A 17113-nucleotide genomic window follows, 5' to 3' on the forward strand; every position below is an offset into this window, starting at 1 on the left:
GCTGACTAGCTCTTGGCCGCTGCCGCCTTGGCCGACTTGGCCTTGGCTGCAGGGGCCGGCACCGACTTCGCCGCTTCGTCGGCCGGGGAACCGGCCGGGGCCGGGCCGCCCGCCGCGTCGGCGCCGGGCTCGGCCGGCGTCTCGGGCCGTACCCCGATGCCCAGCTTCTCCAGGATCTTCTTCTCGATCTCGTTGGCGAGATCGGGGTTGTCCTTGAGGAAGTTGCGGGCGTTCTCCTTGCCCTGGCCGAGCTGGTCGCCCTCGTACGTGTACCAGGCGCCGGCCTTCCGCACGAAGCCCTCGTCCACGCCCATGTCGATCAGACCGCCCTCGCGGCTGATGCCATGGCCGTAGAGGATGTCGAACTCGGCCTGCTTGAAGGGCGGTGCGACCTTGTTCTTGACGACCTTGACGCGGGTGCGGTTGCCGACGGCGTCGGTCCCGTCCTTCAGGGTCTCGATCCGGCGGATGTCGAGCCGGACCGAGGCGTAGAACTTGAGCGCACGGCCACCGGTGGTGGTCTCCGGCGAGCCGAACATCACACCGATCTTCTCGCGGAGCTGGTTGATGAAGATGGCGGTGGTCTTGGACTGGTTGAGCGCGCTGGTGATCTTCCGGAGTGCCTGGCTCATCAGCCTCGCCTGCAGGCCGACGTGCGAGTCGCCCATCTCGCCCTCGATCTCCGCGCGCGGCACCAGGGCGGCGACGGAGTCGATGACGATCAGGTCGAGCGCGCCCGAGCGGACCAGCATGTCCACGATTTCGAGCGCCTGCTCGCCGTTGTCCGGCTGGGAGAGCAGCAGGTTGTCGATGTCGACGCCGAGCTTCTGCGCGTACTCGGGGTCGAGTGCGTGCTCCGCGTCGACGAAGGCCACCGTGCCGCCGAGCCGCTGCGCGTTCGCCACCGCGTGCAGGGTCAGGGTCGTCTTACCGGAGGATTCCGGCCCGTACACCTCCACCACACGGCCGCGCGGCAGGCCGCCGACGCCGAGCGCGACGTCGAGCGCGGTCGACCCGGTGGGGATGACCTCGATGGGCTCGTTCGGCCGCTCGCCGAGGCGCATCACCGCGCCCTTGCCGAATTGCCGTTCAATTTGGGCGAGAGCGGCGTCCAACGCCTTCTCGCGGTCGGTTCCTGCCATGGGTTCCACCCGATTTGCTTGAGTCGATCGCTTCACGTCACTGACGCTATCCCCTGCCACTGACAATGCGTCCTGACGTCCCGCCCGGCGCCCTCCGGCGGCGCCCGGCGACCGGCCCTCAATCAGAATGGATGTTCGATTTTCCTGTCAAGCGCACCACGCCGACCAGGGACTTCCCCGGCCGGCCGCGGGCGTCAGCGGCTGCGCGCCGCGAGGAACTCGTCCCAGGTGACCCGGCCGTCGCTGTCGGTGTCGGCGCCGTCGAGGAGCGACTTCGCCTGCTCCTCGGAGATGGCTCCCGCGCCCAGCTCCGCCAGCACGCCGCGCAGTTCGGCCGCGGTGATCGCGCCGTCCTTGTCCGTGTCGAACTGGTCGAATGCCGCCCTGAGTGCCGCTGTGTCCGCCATGAGGGTCCCTCCCGGGTGTGTGACCGATGACGGCGGACCACTCTGTCAGAAGACGCGGATCGCGATCTCGGCCGGGTCGGCGAGCAGTTCGGCGATCTCGTCGTCCAGCCTGACCAGCGTGACGGAGGCGCCGGCCATGTCGAGCGAGGTGCAGTACTCCCCCACGTAACTGCGGCTGATCTCGATCCCGCGCTCGGTGACCTGCCGGTGCGCCAGCCCGTACGCCAGATACAGCTCGCCGATCGGCGTACCGCCGAGGCCGTTGAGCATCAGCGCCACCTTGTCGCCGGAGGCGAACGGCAGATCGTCCACGACGGTGGTGACGAGTTCCGCCACCATCTCGTTGGCCGGGCGCAGCTTCTCCCGCCGCCGGCCGGGCTCGCCGTGGATGCCCACGCCCATCTCGATCTCGTCGTCGGGCAGGTCGAAGAGGGGGGAGCCCTTGGCAGGCGGGGTGCAGGCGGTGAGCGCCATGCCCATCGTGCGGGTGACGGAGTTGACCTTCTCGCCGATCCGGTACAGCTCGTCGAGGTCGGCGCCCCGCTCGGCCGCCGCGCCGACGGCCTTCATCACGAAGAAGTTGCCGGCCACACCGCGCCTGCCGACGGTGTACGTCGAGTCCTGTACGGAGACGTCGTCGTCGATGAACAGCGTGCGGACGGTGACGCCGTCGGCGGCCGACAGCTCCTCCGCCATCTCGAAGGCCATCCGGTCACCGGTGTAGTTGTTGACCAGCAGCAGGACGCCCTTGGGCGACGCGACGAGTTTGACCGTCTCGTACACGTAGTCGGTGGGCGGCGCGGAGAAGATGTCGCCAGGACAGGCGGCGTCGAGCATCCCCTTGCCGACGGCCATGACATGGGACGGCTCGTGGCCCGACCCCGACCCCTGGACGATGGAGACCTTGTCGGCCCGCGGGGCGTCGGCGCGCATGATCAGGTTGTACTCGGGGACGTACCGGAGGGTGTCGGGGTTGGCCAGGGCCAGCCCTTCCAGCATCTCCGGAACGAAATTCTTCGGATCGTTCACGAACTTCTTCATGTGCGCTCGCTCCTAGCTCTCGTCCGTGCGGGAGTTCCATTCGGCCGCGACCCGCTCCGCCATGACGGCCACCGCGACGGCGCCCGGGTCGGGCGAGCCGATGCTGCGCTCCCCCGTGTAGCTCTGGCGGCCCCGCATGGCCTGCATCGGGGTGGTCGCGTCGGCGGCCTTGCGGGCGGTCGACGCCGCGATCCCGGCCAGTGCGGCCGGTCCGCCTGCACCGCCGGACCGCAGTGCCTCGTCCAGCGCGTCGGTCATCGGCACCAGCGCGTCCAGCAGCGTCTTGTCCCCGACGTCGGACCTGCCGCGCGCCTTGATGCCCTCGGTCGCCGCCCGCAGCATCGCGACCGCGTCGTCCCCGCTCACCTCGGTGCGTTCGCCCAGGGCCGCGGCCGCGCGGAGGAACGCGGTGCCCCACAGCGGGCCCGAAGTCCCGCCCACCCGCTTGGAGATCACCATGGCCACCTTCTTCAGGAAGGTGGCGGGCGACGCGCGGTCGAAGGTGTCCCAGTCGGCGAGGACGATCTCGAAGCCGCGGGCGAGCGAGTAGCCGAAGTCGCCGTCGCCCGCCACGGCGTCCAGGTCCGAGAACGCCCGCTCGTTGTCGACGGCGGTACGCGCGACCGTCCTGACGACGAACTCCAGATCATCGGCTGTTGTCGTTGGCATGGCTCTCCTGACTGGCTGCGAGCAGGAACTGGAGGTCAGCGAGCCGCACACAGGGCTCCGGGTGCACGCCGTGCGGGTCGGCCAGCACCCGTGTGGCGGTCCCGTCCGGCGGCGGGTCGCCGAGGGACGTCACCACGAGCGCGGCTCCGGTGAAGTCCTCCTGGCCGGTGTAGGCGCTGGTGGTGACGGCGCAGACGAGCCCCGCGCCGAGCGCGGCGCGCAGTCCGTTGTGGCTGTCCTCGATCACCACGACCCGCGCCGGGTCGAGCCCGAGCCCGGCCACGGCGTACTCGTAGATGTCGGGAGCGGGCTTCTTGTGCGGCACGATGTCCCCGGCGAAGACACCGAAGCGGGCGGCCAGTTCGGGGCCGACGGCGAGTTCGAGCACACTGCGCACGGACGGTTCGGCCGAGGTGGAGGCGACCGCCAGGGTCCAGCCCGCCGCTGCCGCCTCCTCGGCGATCCGCCGCACGCCGGGCCGGGGCGGCACGGCTCCGCTCGCGATGATCCCCTGGTAGATCTCGGTCTTGCGCCGGTGCCAGCGCGCGACCTGCTCGTCGAGCGCGTCGGGGTCGCTGGGCAGCCCCGTCTCGGCGAGGAACTCGGGAGTGAGGAGCGTCTTCATCCGCTCCTTGCCGCCGCCGACCGTGACCTTCCGCGCGTACTCGGCGTCGCTCCAGCGCGCGGGGAGGCCGAACTCCTCGAAGGTCTGGTTGAAGGCGGGCAGATGCCCGTGGCGCTCGGTGTCGGCGAGTACGCCGTCGCAGTCGAAGACGAGCGCGTCGGAGGTCGAAGGGGTCGAAGGGACGGCCGGCACGGCGGTCACCTCGCCCGGCCCGCGCTGCCGAACAGCGTCATCAGCGAGCCGGTCATCTCCATCACGTCGCCCCGTACGGAGCGGAACAGCGACGGCGGGTCCCACTTCTGCCGCTCGGCCGCCGTTTCGAGGAAGGTGAGGCTCGACTTCATGAACTTCTCCTTGAGCGCGGTCGAGATGTTGACCTTCGCGCACCCCCGGGAGATCAGGTCGTGGAACTGCTCGTCGGAGAGCCCGCTGCCGCCGTGCAGCGCGATCGGCAGCGGGTGGGCCGCGACGATGTCGCTGACCCGCTGGGCGTCCAGCACCGGGGCCTGTTTGTACGATCCGTGGGCGTTGCCGATCGCCGGTGCGAACACGTCGACCTGGGTCGTGCGCAGGAAGCGCAGCGCGACGTCCAGGTCCTGTCGCTCGGCCTCGGTGTCGCTGCCGACCCCGTCCTCGACGCCGGTGATCGACTCGATCTCGCCCTCGACCTGCGCGCCGAAGCTCCGGGCCTCGGCGACGACCTCGACGGTCTGGCGCATGTTCTCCTCGACCGGCAGCCGCGACGCGTCGAAGAGCACGGAGTTCCAGCCCTGCCGCAGGCATTCGCTGATCACGTCGCGCTCGGGGCAGTGGTCCAGATGGAGCGTGACGGGCACCTCGATGCCCGCCGTCATCGCCGTCCACATCTGGTACAGCACGTCGCTGCCGATCGACTTCACCGTCTTCACCGACGTCTGCACGATCAGCGGGGACGCGTGCTCCACGGCGGCGGCCAGCACGGCTTCCAGCGTCAGATCGTTGAAGATGTTGATGGCCGGCACGCCGTACCGCTCTTGGAACGCGTCGGAGAGGATCTCGGTCAGCGGCACGACAGGCACGTTGCCTCCAGAGTTCGGACTCCCGCCCCATCCATTCGACGCCAGCCGCTCCGGCTCCGCCACTCGACAGGGATCCGCCCGCTCTCCGCCCGCTCTCCGGGGGCTACCGCTGCGGCGGTAGCCCGTCCACGCGCCTGCGCAGCACGCCGCGTATCCGGCTCGGGAGCGGCGGTCCGTCGCCGGACCTGCGGCCGTGCACGCGCGGGTCGTCCATCACCGCGTAGCGCTTCACGTACGCGCCGAGGAAGGCCTGGAGCGTCGCGATGGCCGGGATGGCGATCAGCGCGCCGACGGCGCCGAGCAGCGCCGTACCGGCGATGACGGAGCCGAAGGCCATGGCGGGGTGGATGTCGACGGTCTTCGACGTGAGCTTGGGCTGCAGGACGTAGTTCTCGAACTGCTGGTAGACCACGACGAACCCGAGCACCCACACCGCGTACCAGGGGGCCACGGTGAAGGCGATCAGCATGGGCAGCGCGCCCGCCAGATACGTGCCGATGGTGGGGATGAACTGGGAGACGAGCCCCACCCAGACGCCGAGCACCGGGGCGTACGGCACGCCGAGGATCTCCAGCAGGATGTAGTGCGCGAAGCCGGAGATCAGCGCCATCAGGCCGCGCGAGTATATGTAGCCACCGGTCTTGTCGACCGCGATCTCCCATGCGCGCAGCACCTCGGCCTGCTTGGCCGGGGGCAGCACCGAGCACAGCGCGCGCCGCAGCCGGGGGCCGTCGGCGGCGAAGTAGAACGAGAACAGGAAGATCGTCAGCAGCCGGAAGAGACCGCCGAGCACCGTCGTGGACACGTCCAGCACACCGCTCGCGCTGTTCTGGACGTACTTCTGCAACCAGTCGGAGTGCAGCAGGCTGTCCTGGACGTCGAACCGGGAGACCTTCGTGTGGAAGGTGGTGTTGATCCAGTTGATCAGGGAGTCCAGGTACTTCGGGAAGTCCTCGACGAGATGGACGATCTGCCCGGCCAGCATGGAACCCAGCAGCACGACGAATCCGGCGGCCGCGATCAGCACGGCGAAGAAGACCAGGAAAGTGGCGAGTCCTCGCCGCATCCCCCGGGCGGCCATCCGGCTCACGGCCGGTTCGACGGCGAGCGCCAGGAAGAACGCGATCAGTACGTTCGTGAGCAGCCCGATGAGCTGATGGAACGCCCAATTGCCCAGTTGGAAGGCTCCGAAGAGCAGCAGGGCCAGCACGAGGGCGCGCGGCAGCCAGCGGGGCATGCGGGCCCGGCCGTCGCCCTCGGCCGCCTCGGGAGGCGGTGTGACCGGGGGTGCGGTCGCTGCTGGTGCGTCCGGAGCTGTGCCGGTCACGGTCTCGTCAGTCGGTGCCACAGGGTCAGTCTCGCCTACCGGTACGACATCTCGTCCCGCGGCTGCCGTGAGCGCCCCGCTGGGTACGGTCCGTCACCGTTTGTCGGCCGGGACGTCCATGACCGCGCACACCGCGCGCCAGACGTCCCTGGCCTCCCAGCCCGCGTCCAGCGCCTCGTTGACCGTACGGCCGCCCAGTTCGGTCATCACGTGGTCGCGGGCGAACGAGTCGGCGTACCCGGCGCCGAAGTGGTCGTTCATCCGCTCCCAGAAAATCGTCAACCGCATGACATCAGTATCCCGCTCCTGAGAGTGCAGCGGCGCCGGTCCACCCCCGCCCGCGCGGGCCGCGCCCTACGGTCGGTGCATGGCCGGAACCGGAGCATCCACCGCGTCACCTCTCGCCCGCGCCGAGCACTTCGTGTGGCTGACGGCCCGCGTGCTCGAACAGCGGCGGTTCGCCTACCACTTCCTGCGGGGCGCCGAAGCGGACGCCGGTTCCGAGAGCCGTTCCGACGGCCGTTCCGACAGCCGTTCTGGTAGCCGTTCCGACAGCCGGGGTGCGGCCGTCGAGACCGCGCTCGCCGCCTACCGCAACGAGGACGGCGGCTACGGCCATGCCCTGGAGCCCGATCTGCGCGGTCCGGTCAGCCAGCCGCTGCACACGGCGCACGCGCTGCGGGTCCTGGACGCCGTCCGCCGCTGCCAGGGACCGGGGATCGAGCGGGTCTGCCGCTATCTGACGTCGGTCTCGACGCCGGAGGGCGCGCTGCCCGCGCTCCATCCCTCGCTGCGCGGCTACCCGTACGCGCCGTTCCTGCCGGTCGTGGACGATCCGGCGGGCGAGCTGCTGGCGACAGGGCCGGTGGCCGGGCTGCTGCACCGCAACGGCGTCTGGCACGCGTGGCTGTTCCGGGCGACGGACTTCTGCTGGGCCGCCGTCGAGGCGCTGGGCGAGACCAGGCAGTCGCATCCTTACGAGGTCGTCGCCGCCGTCGCCTTCCTGGACGGCGTTCCCGACCGGGCGAGAGCCGATGCAGCCGCCGACCGGCTCGGCCGGCTGGTGCGCGACAACCGCATGGCGGTGCTGGACCCGCCGCGCCGCGCCGAGTACCCGGTCCCGGCCGGCTACGCACCGGACGAGCACCACTTCCCGCACGACTACGCGCGCGTGCCCGATTCGCTGGCCCGCCGCTGGTTCACCGACGCGGAGATGGCGCGGTCCCTCGACTTCCTCGCCGCCGAACAGGACGAGGACGGCGGCTGGCCGATCAGTTGGCGCGCGTGGGCGCCCGGTACGGCGCTGGAGTGGCGGCCGATCGTCACCATCGAGGCGCTGCGGACACTGCGGGCGCACGGCCGCGCCATCGACTGACGGCCCTCTGTCCCGCCGTCTCCGGTCGCCCTCCCCGGTCGCCCTCCCAGGTCAGCCGCCGAGTGCCCGTACGCCCGCCGTGACGACGACGGCAGCCGCCACGACCACCAGGAAGGGGGAGCGCAGGATCAGCGCGACCGCCGCGGCGGCGACCCCTGCGGCGCGGGCGTCCACGACGAGGGAACCACCGGTGCTGAAGGTCTGCTGCGCGGTCAGCGCGGCGAGCAGGGCGACCGGCAGCAGCGCCGACAGCCGCTGCACGAGAGGGCGCTCCAGCACCCCGGCCGGTACGAGCAGTCCCAGCAGTTTGACGAGGTAGCAGCCGACGGCGGTGGCGCCGATCGCGATCCAGATGTTCAACGGTCCGTTCCTTTCCGGCGCTCGGCCGCCCTGCGGCCCTGGAGGAAGAGCACCGCAGGCGCCGCGAGCCCGGCGACCAGGACCGGAACGCCTGCCGGCAGCACCGGCAGGAGGCCGAGCCCGAGAACGACGGCGACGCCCGCCACGGCGCGCTCGGTCGTCGTACGGAGCATGGGCGCGAGCAGCGCGAGGAAGACGGCGGGCCCTGCGGCGTCGAGACCCCAGCGGTCGGTGTCGCCGAGGGCCTCGGCGCCGAGTGCCCCGCCGAGGGTGGTGAGGTTCCACAGCACGTAGAGGGTGAGCCCGGTGACCGTGAAGCCGAGCCTGGCGCCGCGCTGGTCGCGCTGGGCCAGGGCGACCGCGGTGGTCTCGTCGATGACCCAGTGGGCCGCGAAGGGCCGTACCGGCCCTGGCACGCGCAGCAGTTGGGACAGCCGCAGTCCGTAGAAGCTGTTGCGTACGCCGAGGAAGAACGCGCCGGCCGCCGCGGTGAGCGGGTTGCCGCCCCCGGCCAGCGCGCCGACCAGGGCGAACTGCGAGGCACCGGTGAAGACCAGCAGGCTGAGCGTGCAGGTCTGCAGGACGGTGAGTCCGGCGCCGGACGAGGTGACGCCGAACGCGAAGCCGGACAGGCCGACCGCGATGCCGACGCCCAGCGCGTCGCGTACGACGGCGGAGTCGGGCCGTGCGGGGTCCGGCGGTATGTCCTTGCCGGGGATGTCCTTGCCGGGGATGTCCTTGCCGGGGCCGGCTGGTGCTGTCTCTGTCACGTCGGGGACGTTACGCGGCGGCGCGCGGCGATGTCGCGTCCGTTTCGCGCTGCCGCGCCGGGCCGGGGCTTCCCGTGGGCGGGCGCCCGTTTCCCCAGGTCCGGGCGTTTGTCAGTGGTCGGGTGCACGATGGGATGCATGGCACGGACTGCGCTCGACTCGTTCTCTCCCGCGACCCGCGGCTGGTTCACGGGAGCCTTCTCCGCGCCCACGGCCGCGCAGGAGGGGGCCTGGCGGGCCATCGAGCAGGGGTCGGACGTGCTGGTCGTGGCGCCGACCGGCTCGGGCAAGACGCTCGCGGCCTTCCTCGCGGCGCTGGACCAGCTCGCCTCGACGCCGCCCCCTGCCGACGCGAAGAAGCGCTGCCGGGTGCTGTACGTGTCGCCGCTGAAGGCCCTCGCGGTCGATGTGGAGCGCAATCTGCGCAGCCCGCTCACCGGCATCAGGCAGGAGTCGGTCCGGCTCGGCCGGCCCGAGCCCGAGGTGCGGGTCGGTATCCGCTCCGGTGACACCCCGGCGGCCGAGCGCCGCTCGCTGGCGACGAAACCGCCGGACATCCTGATCACCACCCCCGAGTCGCTGTTCCTGATGCTGACGTCCGCCACGCGCGACGCGCTCGCGGGGATCGAGACGGTGATCCTGGACGAGGTGCATGCCGTCGCGGGGACGAAGCGCGGCGCGCATCTCGCCGTCTCGCTGGAGCGCCTTGACGAGCTGCTGCCGCGCCCCGCCCGCCGCATCGGCCTTTCGGCGACGGTCCGCCCGGTGGAGGAAGTGGCGCGCTACCTGTCGCCGCAGCGCCGCGTGGAGATCGTCCAGCCGCCGTCGGGGAAGGAGTTCGATCTCTCCGTCGTCGTCCCGGTCGAGGATCTCGGCGAGCTGGGCGGCTCGCCCGCCTCGGAGACCGACAGCGGCGAGAAGCCGTCGATCTGGCCGCATGTGGAGGAGCGCATCGCCGATCTCGTCCAGGCGCACCGCTCCACGATCGTCTTCGCCAACTCCCGCAGACTCGCGGAGCGGCTGTGCAACCGGCTCAACGAGATCGCGTACGAGCGCGCGACGGGCGAGCCGATGCCGGAGGAGCACTCACCCGCCGAGGTGATGGCCCAGTCCGGCGCCGCCGCGGGGGCGCCGCCGCTGCTCGCCCGCGCCCACCACGGCTCGGTCTCCAAGGAGCAGCGCGCGCAGGTCGAGGAGGATCTGAAGGCCGGCCGGCTGCCGGCCGTCGTGGCGACGTCGAGTCTGGAGCTGGGCATCGACATGGGGGCGGTGGATCTGGTCATCCAGGTCGAGTCGCCGCCGTCGGTGGCTTCCGGGCTTCAGCGGGTCGGCCGCGCCGGACACCAGGTCGGCGCGGTCTCCACGGGGGTCGTCTTCCCGAAGTACCGCGGCGATCTGGTGCAGGCGGCCGTCGTCACCGAGCGGATGCGCACCGGCTCCATCGAGGCGCTGCGCGTCCCCGCCAATCCGCTGGACGTGCTGGCCCAGCAGTTGGTCGCGATGGTCGCCCTGGACAGCAGGCAGGCCGACGATCTGCTCGCGCTGGCCCGCCGCGCGGCGCCGTTCGCCTCCCTGCCCGACTCGGCCTTCAACGGCGTGCTGGACATGCTCGCCGGGCGGTATCCGTCGGACGCGTTCGCCGAGTTGCGCCCCCGGGTGGTGTGGGACCGCGTCGCCGGCACGGTCACCGGCCGGCCCGGCGCGCAGCGGCTGGCCGTCACGTCCGGCGGGACCATCCCCGACCGCGGCCTGTTCGGGGTGTTCCTGGCGGGATCCGACCCCAAGAAGGGCGGCGGCCGGGTCGGTGAGCTGGACGAGGAGATGGTCTACGAGTCCCGGGTCGGCGATGTCTTCACCCTCGGTACGACGTCCTGGCGGATCGAGGACATCACCCGTGACCAGGTCCTGGTCACTCCGGCCCCCGGCACTCCGGGGCGGCTGCCGTTCTGGAAGGGCGACCAGCTCGGCCGCCCGTTGGAGCTGGGCCGCGCGGTGGGGGCGTTCCTGCGCGAGGTGGGCGCCCTCTCGCCCGAGGACGCCCGGCTGCGGCTGCTGGCCGCCGGCCTCGACGCGTGGGCCGCGGAGAACGTGATCTCGTACCTGGACGAGCAGCGCAAGGCCTGCGGCCATGTCCCCGACGACCGCACGATCCTGGTCGAGCGCTTCCGCGACGAGCTGGGCGACTGGCGCGTCGTGATCCACTCCCCGTTCGGGGCCCAGGTGCACGCCCCGTGGGCGCTGGCCCTCGGCGCGCGGCTCGCCGAGCGGTACGGGATGGACGCCCAGGTCATGCACGCGGACGACGGCATCGTGCTGCGGCTGCCCGACGCCGATCTGATGGGGCTCGATCTCCTCGACGAGGAGTCGACCCGCCTCGACACCTCGCTCGACACGACCTTCGACAGCGAGCAGGCGCCCGTCGGGGCGGGTGATGTCGCCTTCGACCGGGGCGAGATCGCCGGGATCGTCACGGACCAGGTGGGCGGCTCGGCGCTGTTCGCCGCCCGGTTCCGCGAGTGCGCGGCGCGCGCCCTGCTGCTGCCGCGCCGCAGCCCCGGCAAGCGCACCCCGCTCTGGCAGCAGCGCCAGCGCGCCGCCCAACTGCTCCAGGTGGCCAGCGAGTTCGGTTCGTTCCCGATCGTGCTGGAAGCGGTCAGGGAATGCCTCCAGGACGTGTTCGACGTGCCGGGCCTGACGGATCTGATGGGTGACATCGAGTCCCGGCGCGTGCGGCTGGTGGAGGTCACCACGACCGAACCCTCCCCGTTCGCCCGCTCCCTGCTGTTCGGGTACGTCGCGCAGTTCCTCTACGAGGGCGACTCACCGCTGGCGGAGCGGCGCGCTGCGGCCCTCTCGCTGGACTCGCGGCTGCTCGCCGAACTGCTCGGCCAGGCCGAGCTGCGCGAGCTGCTCGACCCCGAGGTCCTCACCGAACTGGAGCAGGAGCTCCAGTGGCTCGTGGAGGACCGGCGGATCAAGGACGTCGAAGGCGTCGCCGACCTGCTGCGCGTCCTCGGACCGCTCACCGACGCGGAGCTGGCGGAGCGCGGCGCGCAACCGCCCTGGGCCGAGGAGCTGGCCGCCGCCCGGCGCGCCATCAAGGTGCGCGTCGGTGGCACCGACCACTGGGCGGCGATCGAGGACGCGGGCCGGCTGCGGGACGCGCTGGGCACGGCGCTGCCGGTCGGCATCCCCGAGGCGTTCATGGAGCCCGTCAAGGACCCGCTGGGCGACCTCCTCGCCCGCTACGCCCGTACGCACGGCCCGTTCACCTCGTCGGCCGCCGCCGAGCGGTTCGGACTGGGCGCAGCCGTTACGGACGGCGCGCTGCAACGGCTCGCCACGACGGGCCGCGTCGTCCAGGGCGAGTTCCATCCGTCCGGCATCGGCCAGGAGTGGTGCGACGCCACGGTGCTGCGCAGACTGCGCCGCCGCTCGCTCGCCGCGCTGCGCCAGGAACTGGAGCCCGTCGCCCCGGCCGCGCTCGCCGCGTTCCTCCCCCAGTGGCAGCATCTGGGCGCCAGCAGTCTGCGCGGCATCGACGGACTCGCCCGCGCGATCGAGCAGTTGCAGGGCGCTTCGGTGCCGGCGTCGGCGCTGGAGCGGCTGGTCCTGCCGTCCCGGGTCTCCGGCTACACGCCCGCCATGCTGGACGAGCTGACCACCACGGGCGAGGTGGTGTGGGCCGGGGCAGGGGCGCTGCCCGGCAAGGACGGCTGGGTGTCGCTCTATCTCGCCGACAACGCGCCGCTGCTGCTGCCCGAGCCGCATCCGCTGGAGCTGACGGCGGTGCACGAGTCGGTGCTGACCGCGCTCGCCGGCGGTTACGGCCTGTTCTTCCGGCAGATCGCCGACCAGGTCCGGGCCACCACCCACCCCGATGCGACCGACTCCCACCTGGCCGACGCGGTCTGGGACCTGGCCTGGTCGGGCCGGCTCACCAACGACACCCTCGCACCGCTGCGCTCGCTGCTCGGCTCGGGCAGAACCGCCGGGTCCACGGCGCACCGCGCCCGCCGTCCGGTGCCGCGCGGCCGGTACGGCACGCTCACGGCGGCGGCGAGGCCCGCGTCCCGTACGGGGCCGCCGACGGTCAGTGGCCGCTGGTCGCTGGTCCCCGGCCGCGAGCAGGACGCCACGCACCGCGCGCACGCCCTGGCCCGTACCCTCCTGGACCGGCACGGCGTCGTGACCAGGGGCGCGGTCGGGGCCGAGGGGGTGAGCGGCGGCTTCTCCGCCGTCTATCGCGTGCTCTCCGCCTTCGAGGATAGCGGCCAGGCGCGGCGCGGCTATGTCGTGGAGGGCCTGGGCGCCGCCCAGTTCGCCATGGACGGCGCGGTCGACCGGCTGCGCGCCGCCTCCACCGCCCGGGACCGCGCCGAGGCCCATCCGTCGCCGCGCGCCGTGGTCCTGGCGGCGGCCGACCCGGCCAACGCGTACGGGGCAGCGCTGTCCTGGCCGGAGCCCCCGGCGGGCGCGGGACACAAGCCCGGCCGCAAGGCGGGCTCGCTGGTCGTCCTCGTCGACGGCGAGCTGACGCTCTACCTGGAGCGCGGCGGCAAGACGCTGCTGGCCTGGCCGACCGACCCGCAGGACCCGGCGCTCCAGGCGGCGGCCGAGGCGCTGGCGAACGCGGCGCGGGCCGGTGCGCTCGGCAGCCTCACGGTGGAGCGGGCCAACGGCAGCCCGGCCCTGACGTCGCCGCTGGGCGGCGCGCTGGAGAAGGCGGGCTTCAACGCCACCCCGAGGGGCCTGCGGCTGCGCCCCTGACCGCCGAGGCGCCGCCCGCGCGCGTGGGTACTCCCCGCGTTCGCGTCCCACCTCACGCATGATGGATGACATGCCCGAAGGAGACACCGTCTGGCAGACCGCCCGACGTCTGCACACCGCCCTCGCCGGGCACCTGCTCACCCACTCCGACCTGCGCGTGCCCCGCTTCGCCACGGCCGATCTCACCGGCCGCGCCGTCCTCGACGTCACACCGCGCGGAAAGCACCTGCTCACCCGGGTCGAGGGCGGGCTGACCCTGCACTCGCATCTGCGGATGGAGGGCGCCTGGAAGCTGTACCGGCCGGGCGAACGCTGGCGCGGCGGCCCGGGACACCAGATCAGGGCGGTCCTCGGCACGGCCGAGCGCACGGCGGTCGGCTACCGCCTCCAGGTCCTGGAGCTGCTGCGTACCGCCGACGAGGAGCGGGTGGTGGGCCATCTCGGTCCCGATCTCCTCGGACCGGACTGGGACCCGGACACCGCGCTGCGCAACCTGCTGACCGATCCGGCGCGCCCCGTCGGCGAGGCCCTGCTGGACCAGCGCAATCTCGCGGGTGTCGGCAACATCTTCAAGTCCGAGACCTGTTTCCTCGCCCGGGTCACGCCCTGGCTCCCCGTCGGCCAGGTCCCCTCGCCCGAGCGCCTGGTGACTGCGGCGAAGAAGCTCCTGGAGGCGAACAGGGAACGCCCCGGCAGCGACCGCCGGATCTACCTCTACGGCAGAGTGGGCCGCCCCTGCGCGCGCTGCGGCACAACCATCCGCAAGGCCGACCAGGCCGACCGCCCGACGTACTGGTGCCCGAACTGCCAGAAGGGCCCGACGGCGTGATCGCGCGGACCTGACCCCCGGCCTGACTCTCCCCCTGAGAACTACGAATGTTCCACGCCGCCGGATATTCGGGCCGCCTTCTCGGCCGCCTCCGCCTGCATCGCGGCCCGCGAAGCCACATGCACCGGCAGCAAACTCAACCCCCACCCGCCGACCACCACGGCCCCCTCGAAGGCCCCGGCCTGCCCGGGTATCAGCGCCAGCCGCAACGCGGCCCACCACCACAGGCCGCCAAGAGCGAGCGCGGGAAGCAGCACTATTCGCTTCGCCATGGCCACCTCCTAGGACCGACGTAGCACACCGTCCTCCGCAGTCTCCCCCGCCCAGCCCCACCCCGCATCCAGAGCACGGGGGCTCACCCCCGCACCCGCCCGCGGATCGCCGCTGCTCAGGCACTACTGCGTCCACTCGTACGCGTGATCGGAGACGAATTCGGCAAAGGCGCGCGGCGGACGGCCGGTCAGTTCGAGCACCGCGGTGCTGACCTGGTTCTCGCGTCCCTCCTTGATTCCGCGCTCGACGGCGGCAAGGGGGTCAGCGAACTCCGTCGCCATTCCGGAGGCACGGTAGGCGGCAGCCTGCTCCTTCTCCGCAATACGCTCCACCCGAACCTGTCTGCCGGTCTGCGCGGTGATGATCTGCGCGGCCTGTGGATAGCTCATCCCGTGCGGCCCGGTGATCAGGTAGTCGCTTCGAGCGTCCACCCCCAGGTCGGCCAAGAGCGCGGCAGCACTGGCCGCGATGTCCCGCGCATCGACCCGCCCCAGACGGCCGTCACCGGCCGCGGTGCGGATCTCACCGAGTCGATGGATGTGCTCGGCCAGCGGGTGCGGGCGCAGGAAGTTCTGCATGAAGCCGGACGCGCGGAGCACGACACCTCCGGGCTGAGCCTGGACCTGAGCGGCCATCTCCACAGCGCTGGGCGCGTTCGGCAGCACAATGGCGGAGCCGAGCATAACGAGGCGCCGGATACCGGCCCGCCGCGCTTGGCGCAGGAAGGGCTCGACCAGCGGCAGCGGGTCCACACTCTCCACCGGTGCAAGCAGGAAGACCCGGTCCATCCCGTCGAGCGCGGGCCCATAGGTGGTCGGGTCATTCCAGTCGAAGCGGATCGCATCAGGATCGACTGCGCCCGGGTTCCGGCCGGCGACCCGAGCCCGCACACCAGCAGCGCGGAGCACGCGCACCAGCATCTTGCCGGTCTTGCCGGTCCCTCCGGTCACGAGCACTCCGGACATCAGGCGTCCTTCCTTTCGAGCGAGTCGATCAGCCCGGCGAGCCCCCCGGCAGCGGCGGCTGCCGACAGCGGGCTCCAGTAATCCCGAAACAGAGCGATCTGCCCGTCGCGGACCGTGAGAACCACGATGTAGTCCAGGCGGTAGGGCTGGGAGGTGGCCACGGTGCGGCCGGTGGCCGTCCACTCCACCACGACGGTGTCCATTTGATCCGTGGGCCGCACGGTAAGCGCGGCCACCTCCCGCATATCCATCAGCTCCGGATAGTGAGCGAGGTAGGCGCGTACCTCCTCACGTCCGCGGAGAACGCGAGCGGAGTTCCCGGCCGCGAAAGGGAATTCTGAAATCCCGTCAGGCGCCCACAGATCTGCCACGGCATTCATGTCTTTGGCCAGCATCAGGTCGATCAGGCGGCGAAATATTTCCTCAGGCGTGCTGGACATCGTTTCTCCTCGTGGTCAACAAACCGACCGGAACACCATGCACAGCAGATTTGTGGGTGCGGAACGGACAGCTAAGCCCCGGACCGACAGTGCGAGGCTCAGCGGTCCCTCCTGTGACAGCGTGGAAGGGTGAGCAGCCAGCAGCTCGCAGACTTTCTCCGCCGCCGCCGCGAAGACCTGCGACCAAAAGACGTGCCGGCCGAAGCGACGCTTCCACCAGGCCGGCGCGCCCGTCGCACACCCGGACTGCGCCGCGAAGAGGTGGCCGCCCTGGCACAGGTGTCGGTGAGCTACTACGAACGACTGGAACAGGCACGGGCCCCCCGGCCCTCGCCGCAGGTGCTGTCCGCGCTGGCGACGGCTCTCCGGCTCACCGAAGCGGAGCGCGACCATCTGGCCCGCTTGGCCGGACAAGCGCTGCCGGCAGACAACGACGGCACGCCGGAGCACGTACCCGAGGATGCCCAGCAGCTACTCGGCAGACTTGACGGCATCCCCGCCTACATCGTCAACGACCGGCAGGACATCGTCGCCTGGAACGCGGCGGCCGCAGCTCTGATTACAGACTTCTCCCGTCTCACCCCTGACGAACGCAATCTCACGCGCATCTCGACGAGATTCCGCGACACCCTCTGCACCGGCGCGCCGGGTTCGGAGCCGGATTTCTCACGGCAGGCAGCCGCCCAATTGCGCGCAGCCAGCGTTCGGTATCCCACGGATAACGTGCTGGCAGAACTCATCAACGAGTTCGCGTCTCACGATCCAGATTTTGCGAGTAGCTGGCGCAATCACGCTGTGCGCCCCATTCCCAGCGTGCGGAAAATCCTGCGTCACCCCACACTGGGCGAGCTGGAAATCGACCGGCACTCCCTCAGCCTGCCCGGCTCAGGTTTCTCCTTGGTGATGTACACGACAGAACCCGGCAGCCCCAGCGCCACTGCGATGAAGAGCCTCTGACCGCCGCCACTACGGAAGCCACCGCGTCCGCCAAGGTCGGGCCGCAGGGAGGTGTACGGAGCGGAAGCGAGGGCTCGGCGAGCGCCGTAGGACTGTGAGGGCTCC

At 71.5% G+C, this 17113-nt stretch carries 17 protein-coding genes; 4 read left to right on the forward strand and 13 right to left on the reverse strand.

Annotation, left to right across the window (positions count from 1 at the left end; genetic code table 11):
- Nucleotides 1-5: 5 nt before the first annotated feature.
- From recA to ACZ63I_RS13510, 8 genes are all read right to left on the reverse strand, one after another.
- Nucleotides 6-1142 carry a recombinase RecA gene (recA, locus tag ACZ63I_RS13475; protein ID WP_469338270.1) on the reverse strand — a complete coding sequence of 379 codons (1137 nt, stop codon included), beginning with the start codon at nucleotides 1140-1142 and terminating at the stop codon, nucleotides 6-8.
- A 194-nt stretch (nucleotides 1143-1336) separates the two neighbouring features.
- Entirely contained in the window at nucleotides 1337-1549 is a 213-nt protein-coding gene (locus ACZ63I_RS13480) for an EF-hand domain-containing protein (protein WP_469338271.1), read from the reverse strand.
- Between the two features lie 45 nt (nucleotides 1550-1594).
- A complete protein-coding gene (dhaK, locus tag ACZ63I_RS13485; protein ID WP_469338273.1) occupies nucleotides 1595-2590 on the reverse strand; it encodes a dihydroxyacetone kinase subunit DhaK in 996 nt (331 codons plus the stop codon).
- Between the two features lie 12 nt (nucleotides 2591-2602).
- A complete protein-coding gene (gene dhaL / locus ACZ63I_RS13490) occupies nucleotides 2603-3259 on the reverse strand; it encodes a dihydroxyacetone kinase subunit DhaL (protein ID WP_469338275.1) in 657 nt (218 codons plus the stop codon).
- Entirely contained in the window at nucleotides 3237-4076 is an 840-nt protein-coding gene (locus tag ACZ63I_RS13495) for an HAD-IA family hydrolase (RefSeq protein ID WP_469338276.1), read from the reverse strand. The genes dhaL and ACZ63I_RS13495 overlap by 23 nt, the downstream gene beginning before the upstream one ends.
- 5 nt (nucleotides 4077-4081) lie before the next feature.
- On the reverse strand, nucleotides 4082-4942 hold the full coding sequence (locus tag ACZ63I_RS13500; protein ID WP_469338277.1) for a class II fructose-bisphosphate aldolase: 861 nt from the start codon (nucleotides 4940-4942) through the stop codon (nucleotides 4082-4084).
- 103 nt (nucleotides 4943-5045) lie between these two features.
- Entirely contained in the window at nucleotides 5046-6290 is a 1245-nt protein-coding gene (locus ACZ63I_RS13505; protein WP_469338278.1) for an AI-2E family transporter, read from the reverse strand.
- A 72-nt stretch (nucleotides 6291-6362) separates the two neighbouring features.
- Nucleotides 6363-6557 (reverse strand): DUF3046 domain-containing protein, encoded by a 195-nt coding sequence (locus ACZ63I_RS13510; protein ID WP_469338280.1) that lies wholly within the window; start codon nucleotides 6555-6557, stop codon nucleotides 6363-6365.
- Nucleotides 6558-6636: 79 nt separating this feature from the next.
- Between ACZ63I_RS13510 and ACZ63I_RS13515 the strand changes: the two genes are divergently transcribed.
- On the forward strand, nucleotides 6637-7644 hold the full coding sequence (locus tag ACZ63I_RS13515; RefSeq protein WP_469338282.1) for a hypothetical protein: 1008 nt from the start codon (nucleotides 6637-6639) through the stop codon (nucleotides 7642-7644).
- A 51-nt stretch (nucleotides 7645-7695) separates the two neighbouring features.
- Here ACZ63I_RS13515 and ACZ63I_RS13520 read toward each other — a convergent pair whose 3' ends face one another.
- Nucleotides 7696-8004, reverse strand: coding sequence for an AzlD domain-containing protein (locus ACZ63I_RS13520; protein ID WP_469338283.1), 309 nt, complete (start codon nucleotides 8002-8004; stop codon nucleotides 7696-7698).
- Nucleotides 8001-8738: an AzlC family ABC transporter permease gene (locus tag ACZ63I_RS13525; protein ID WP_469338390.1), complete on the reverse strand. Its 738-nt coding sequence runs from the start codon at nucleotides 8736-8738 to the stop codon at nucleotides 8001-8003. The genes ACZ63I_RS13520 and ACZ63I_RS13525 overlap by 4 nt, the downstream gene beginning before the upstream one ends.
- Nucleotides 8739-8912: 174 nt before the next feature.
- On the opposite strand from ACZ63I_RS13525, the gene ACZ63I_RS13530 reads away from it, so the two are divergent.
- Both ACZ63I_RS13530 and ACZ63I_RS13535 read left to right on the forward strand, forming a co-directional pair.
- Entirely contained in the window at nucleotides 8913-13544 is a 4632-nt protein-coding gene (locus tag ACZ63I_RS13530) for an ATP-dependent helicase (protein WP_469338284.1), read from the forward strand.
- Nucleotides 13545-13614: 70 nt separating this feature from the next.
- A complete protein-coding gene (locus ACZ63I_RS13535; RefSeq protein WP_469338286.1) occupies nucleotides 13615-14373 on the forward strand; it encodes an Fpg/Nei family DNA glycosylase in 759 nt (252 codons plus the stop codon).
- Between the two features lie 41 nt (nucleotides 14374-14414).
- Here the strand turns inward: ACZ63I_RS13535 and ACZ63I_RS13540 are convergent, their stop codons facing one another.
- The 3 genes from ACZ63I_RS13540 to ACZ63I_RS13550 all read right to left on the reverse strand — a co-directional run bounded on the left by ACZ63I_RS13540 (nucleotide 14415) and on the right by ACZ63I_RS13550 (nucleotide 16051).
- Entirely contained in the window at nucleotides 14415-14645 is a 231-nt protein-coding gene (locus ACZ63I_RS13540) for a hypothetical protein (protein WP_469338287.1), read from the reverse strand.
- Between the two features lie 123 nt (nucleotides 14646-14768).
- On the reverse strand, nucleotides 14769-15611 hold the full coding sequence (locus ACZ63I_RS13545; protein ID WP_469338289.1) for an NAD(P)H-binding protein: 843 nt from the start codon (nucleotides 15609-15611) through the stop codon (nucleotides 14769-14771).
- Nucleotides 15611-16051: a nuclear transport factor 2 family protein gene (locus ACZ63I_RS13550; protein WP_469338290.1), complete on the reverse strand. Its 441-nt coding sequence runs from the start codon at nucleotides 16049-16051 to the stop codon at nucleotides 15611-15613. Before ACZ63I_RS13550 ends, ACZ63I_RS13545 begins: the two co-directional genes overlap by 1 nt.
- A gap of 129 nt (nucleotides 16052-16180) precedes the next feature.
- On the opposite strand from ACZ63I_RS13550, the gene ACZ63I_RS13555 reads away from it, so the two are divergent.
- Nucleotides 16181-17008: a helix-turn-helix transcriptional regulator gene (locus tag ACZ63I_RS13555; protein ID WP_469338292.1), complete on the forward strand. Its 828-nt coding sequence runs from the start codon at nucleotides 16181-16183 to the stop codon at nucleotides 17006-17008.
- The last annotated feature ends 105 nt before the right edge of the window (nucleotides 17009-17113 follow it).

This window comes from Streptomyces sp. NPDC087906, assembly GCF_055584925.1.

Bases quoted from the DNA above. Each gene is read 5' to 3' on its own strand.
- recA (WP_469338270.1), bottom strand. From the start codon at position 1,142: ATGGCAGGAACCGACCGCGAGAAGGCGTTGGACGCCGCTCTCGCCCAA.
- ACZ63I_RS13480 (WP_469338271.1), bottom strand. From the start codon at position 1,549: ATGGCGGACACAGCGGCACTCAGGGCGGCATTCGACCAGTTCGACACG.
- dhaK (WP_469338273.1), bottom strand. From the start codon at position 2,590: ATGAAGAAGTTCGTGAACGATCCGAAGAATTTCGTTCCGGAGATGCTG.
- dhaL (WP_469338275.1), bottom strand. From the start codon at position 3,259: ATGCCAACGACAACAGCCGATGATCTGGAGTTCGTCGTCAGGACGGTC.
- ACZ63I_RS13510 (WP_469338280.1), bottom strand. From the start codon at position 6,557: ATGCGGTTGACGATTTTCTGGGAGCGGATGAACGACCACTTCGGCGCC.
- ACZ63I_RS13515 (WP_469338282.1), top strand. From the start codon at position 6,637: ATGGCCGGAACCGGAGCATCCACCGCGTCACCTCTCGCCCGCGCCGAG.
- ACZ63I_RS13530 (WP_469338284.1), top strand. From the start codon at position 8,913: ATGGCACGGACTGCGCTCGACTCGTTCTCTCCCGCGACCCGCGGCTGG.
- ACZ63I_RS13535 (WP_469338286.1), top strand. From the start codon at position 13,615: ATGCCCGAAGGAGACACCGTCTGGCAGACCGCCCGACGTCTGCACACC.
- ACZ63I_RS13540 (WP_469338287.1), bottom strand. From the start codon at position 14,645: ATGGCGAAGCGAATAGTGCTGCTTCCCGCGCTCGCTCTTGGCGGCCTG.
- ACZ63I_RS13545 (WP_469338289.1), bottom strand. From the start codon at position 15,611: ATGTCCGGAGTGCTCGTGACCGGAGGGACCGGCAAGACCGGCAAGATG.
- ACZ63I_RS13550 (WP_469338290.1), bottom strand. From the start codon at position 16,051: ATGTCCAGCACGCCTGAGGAAATATTTCGCCGCCTGATCGACCTGATG.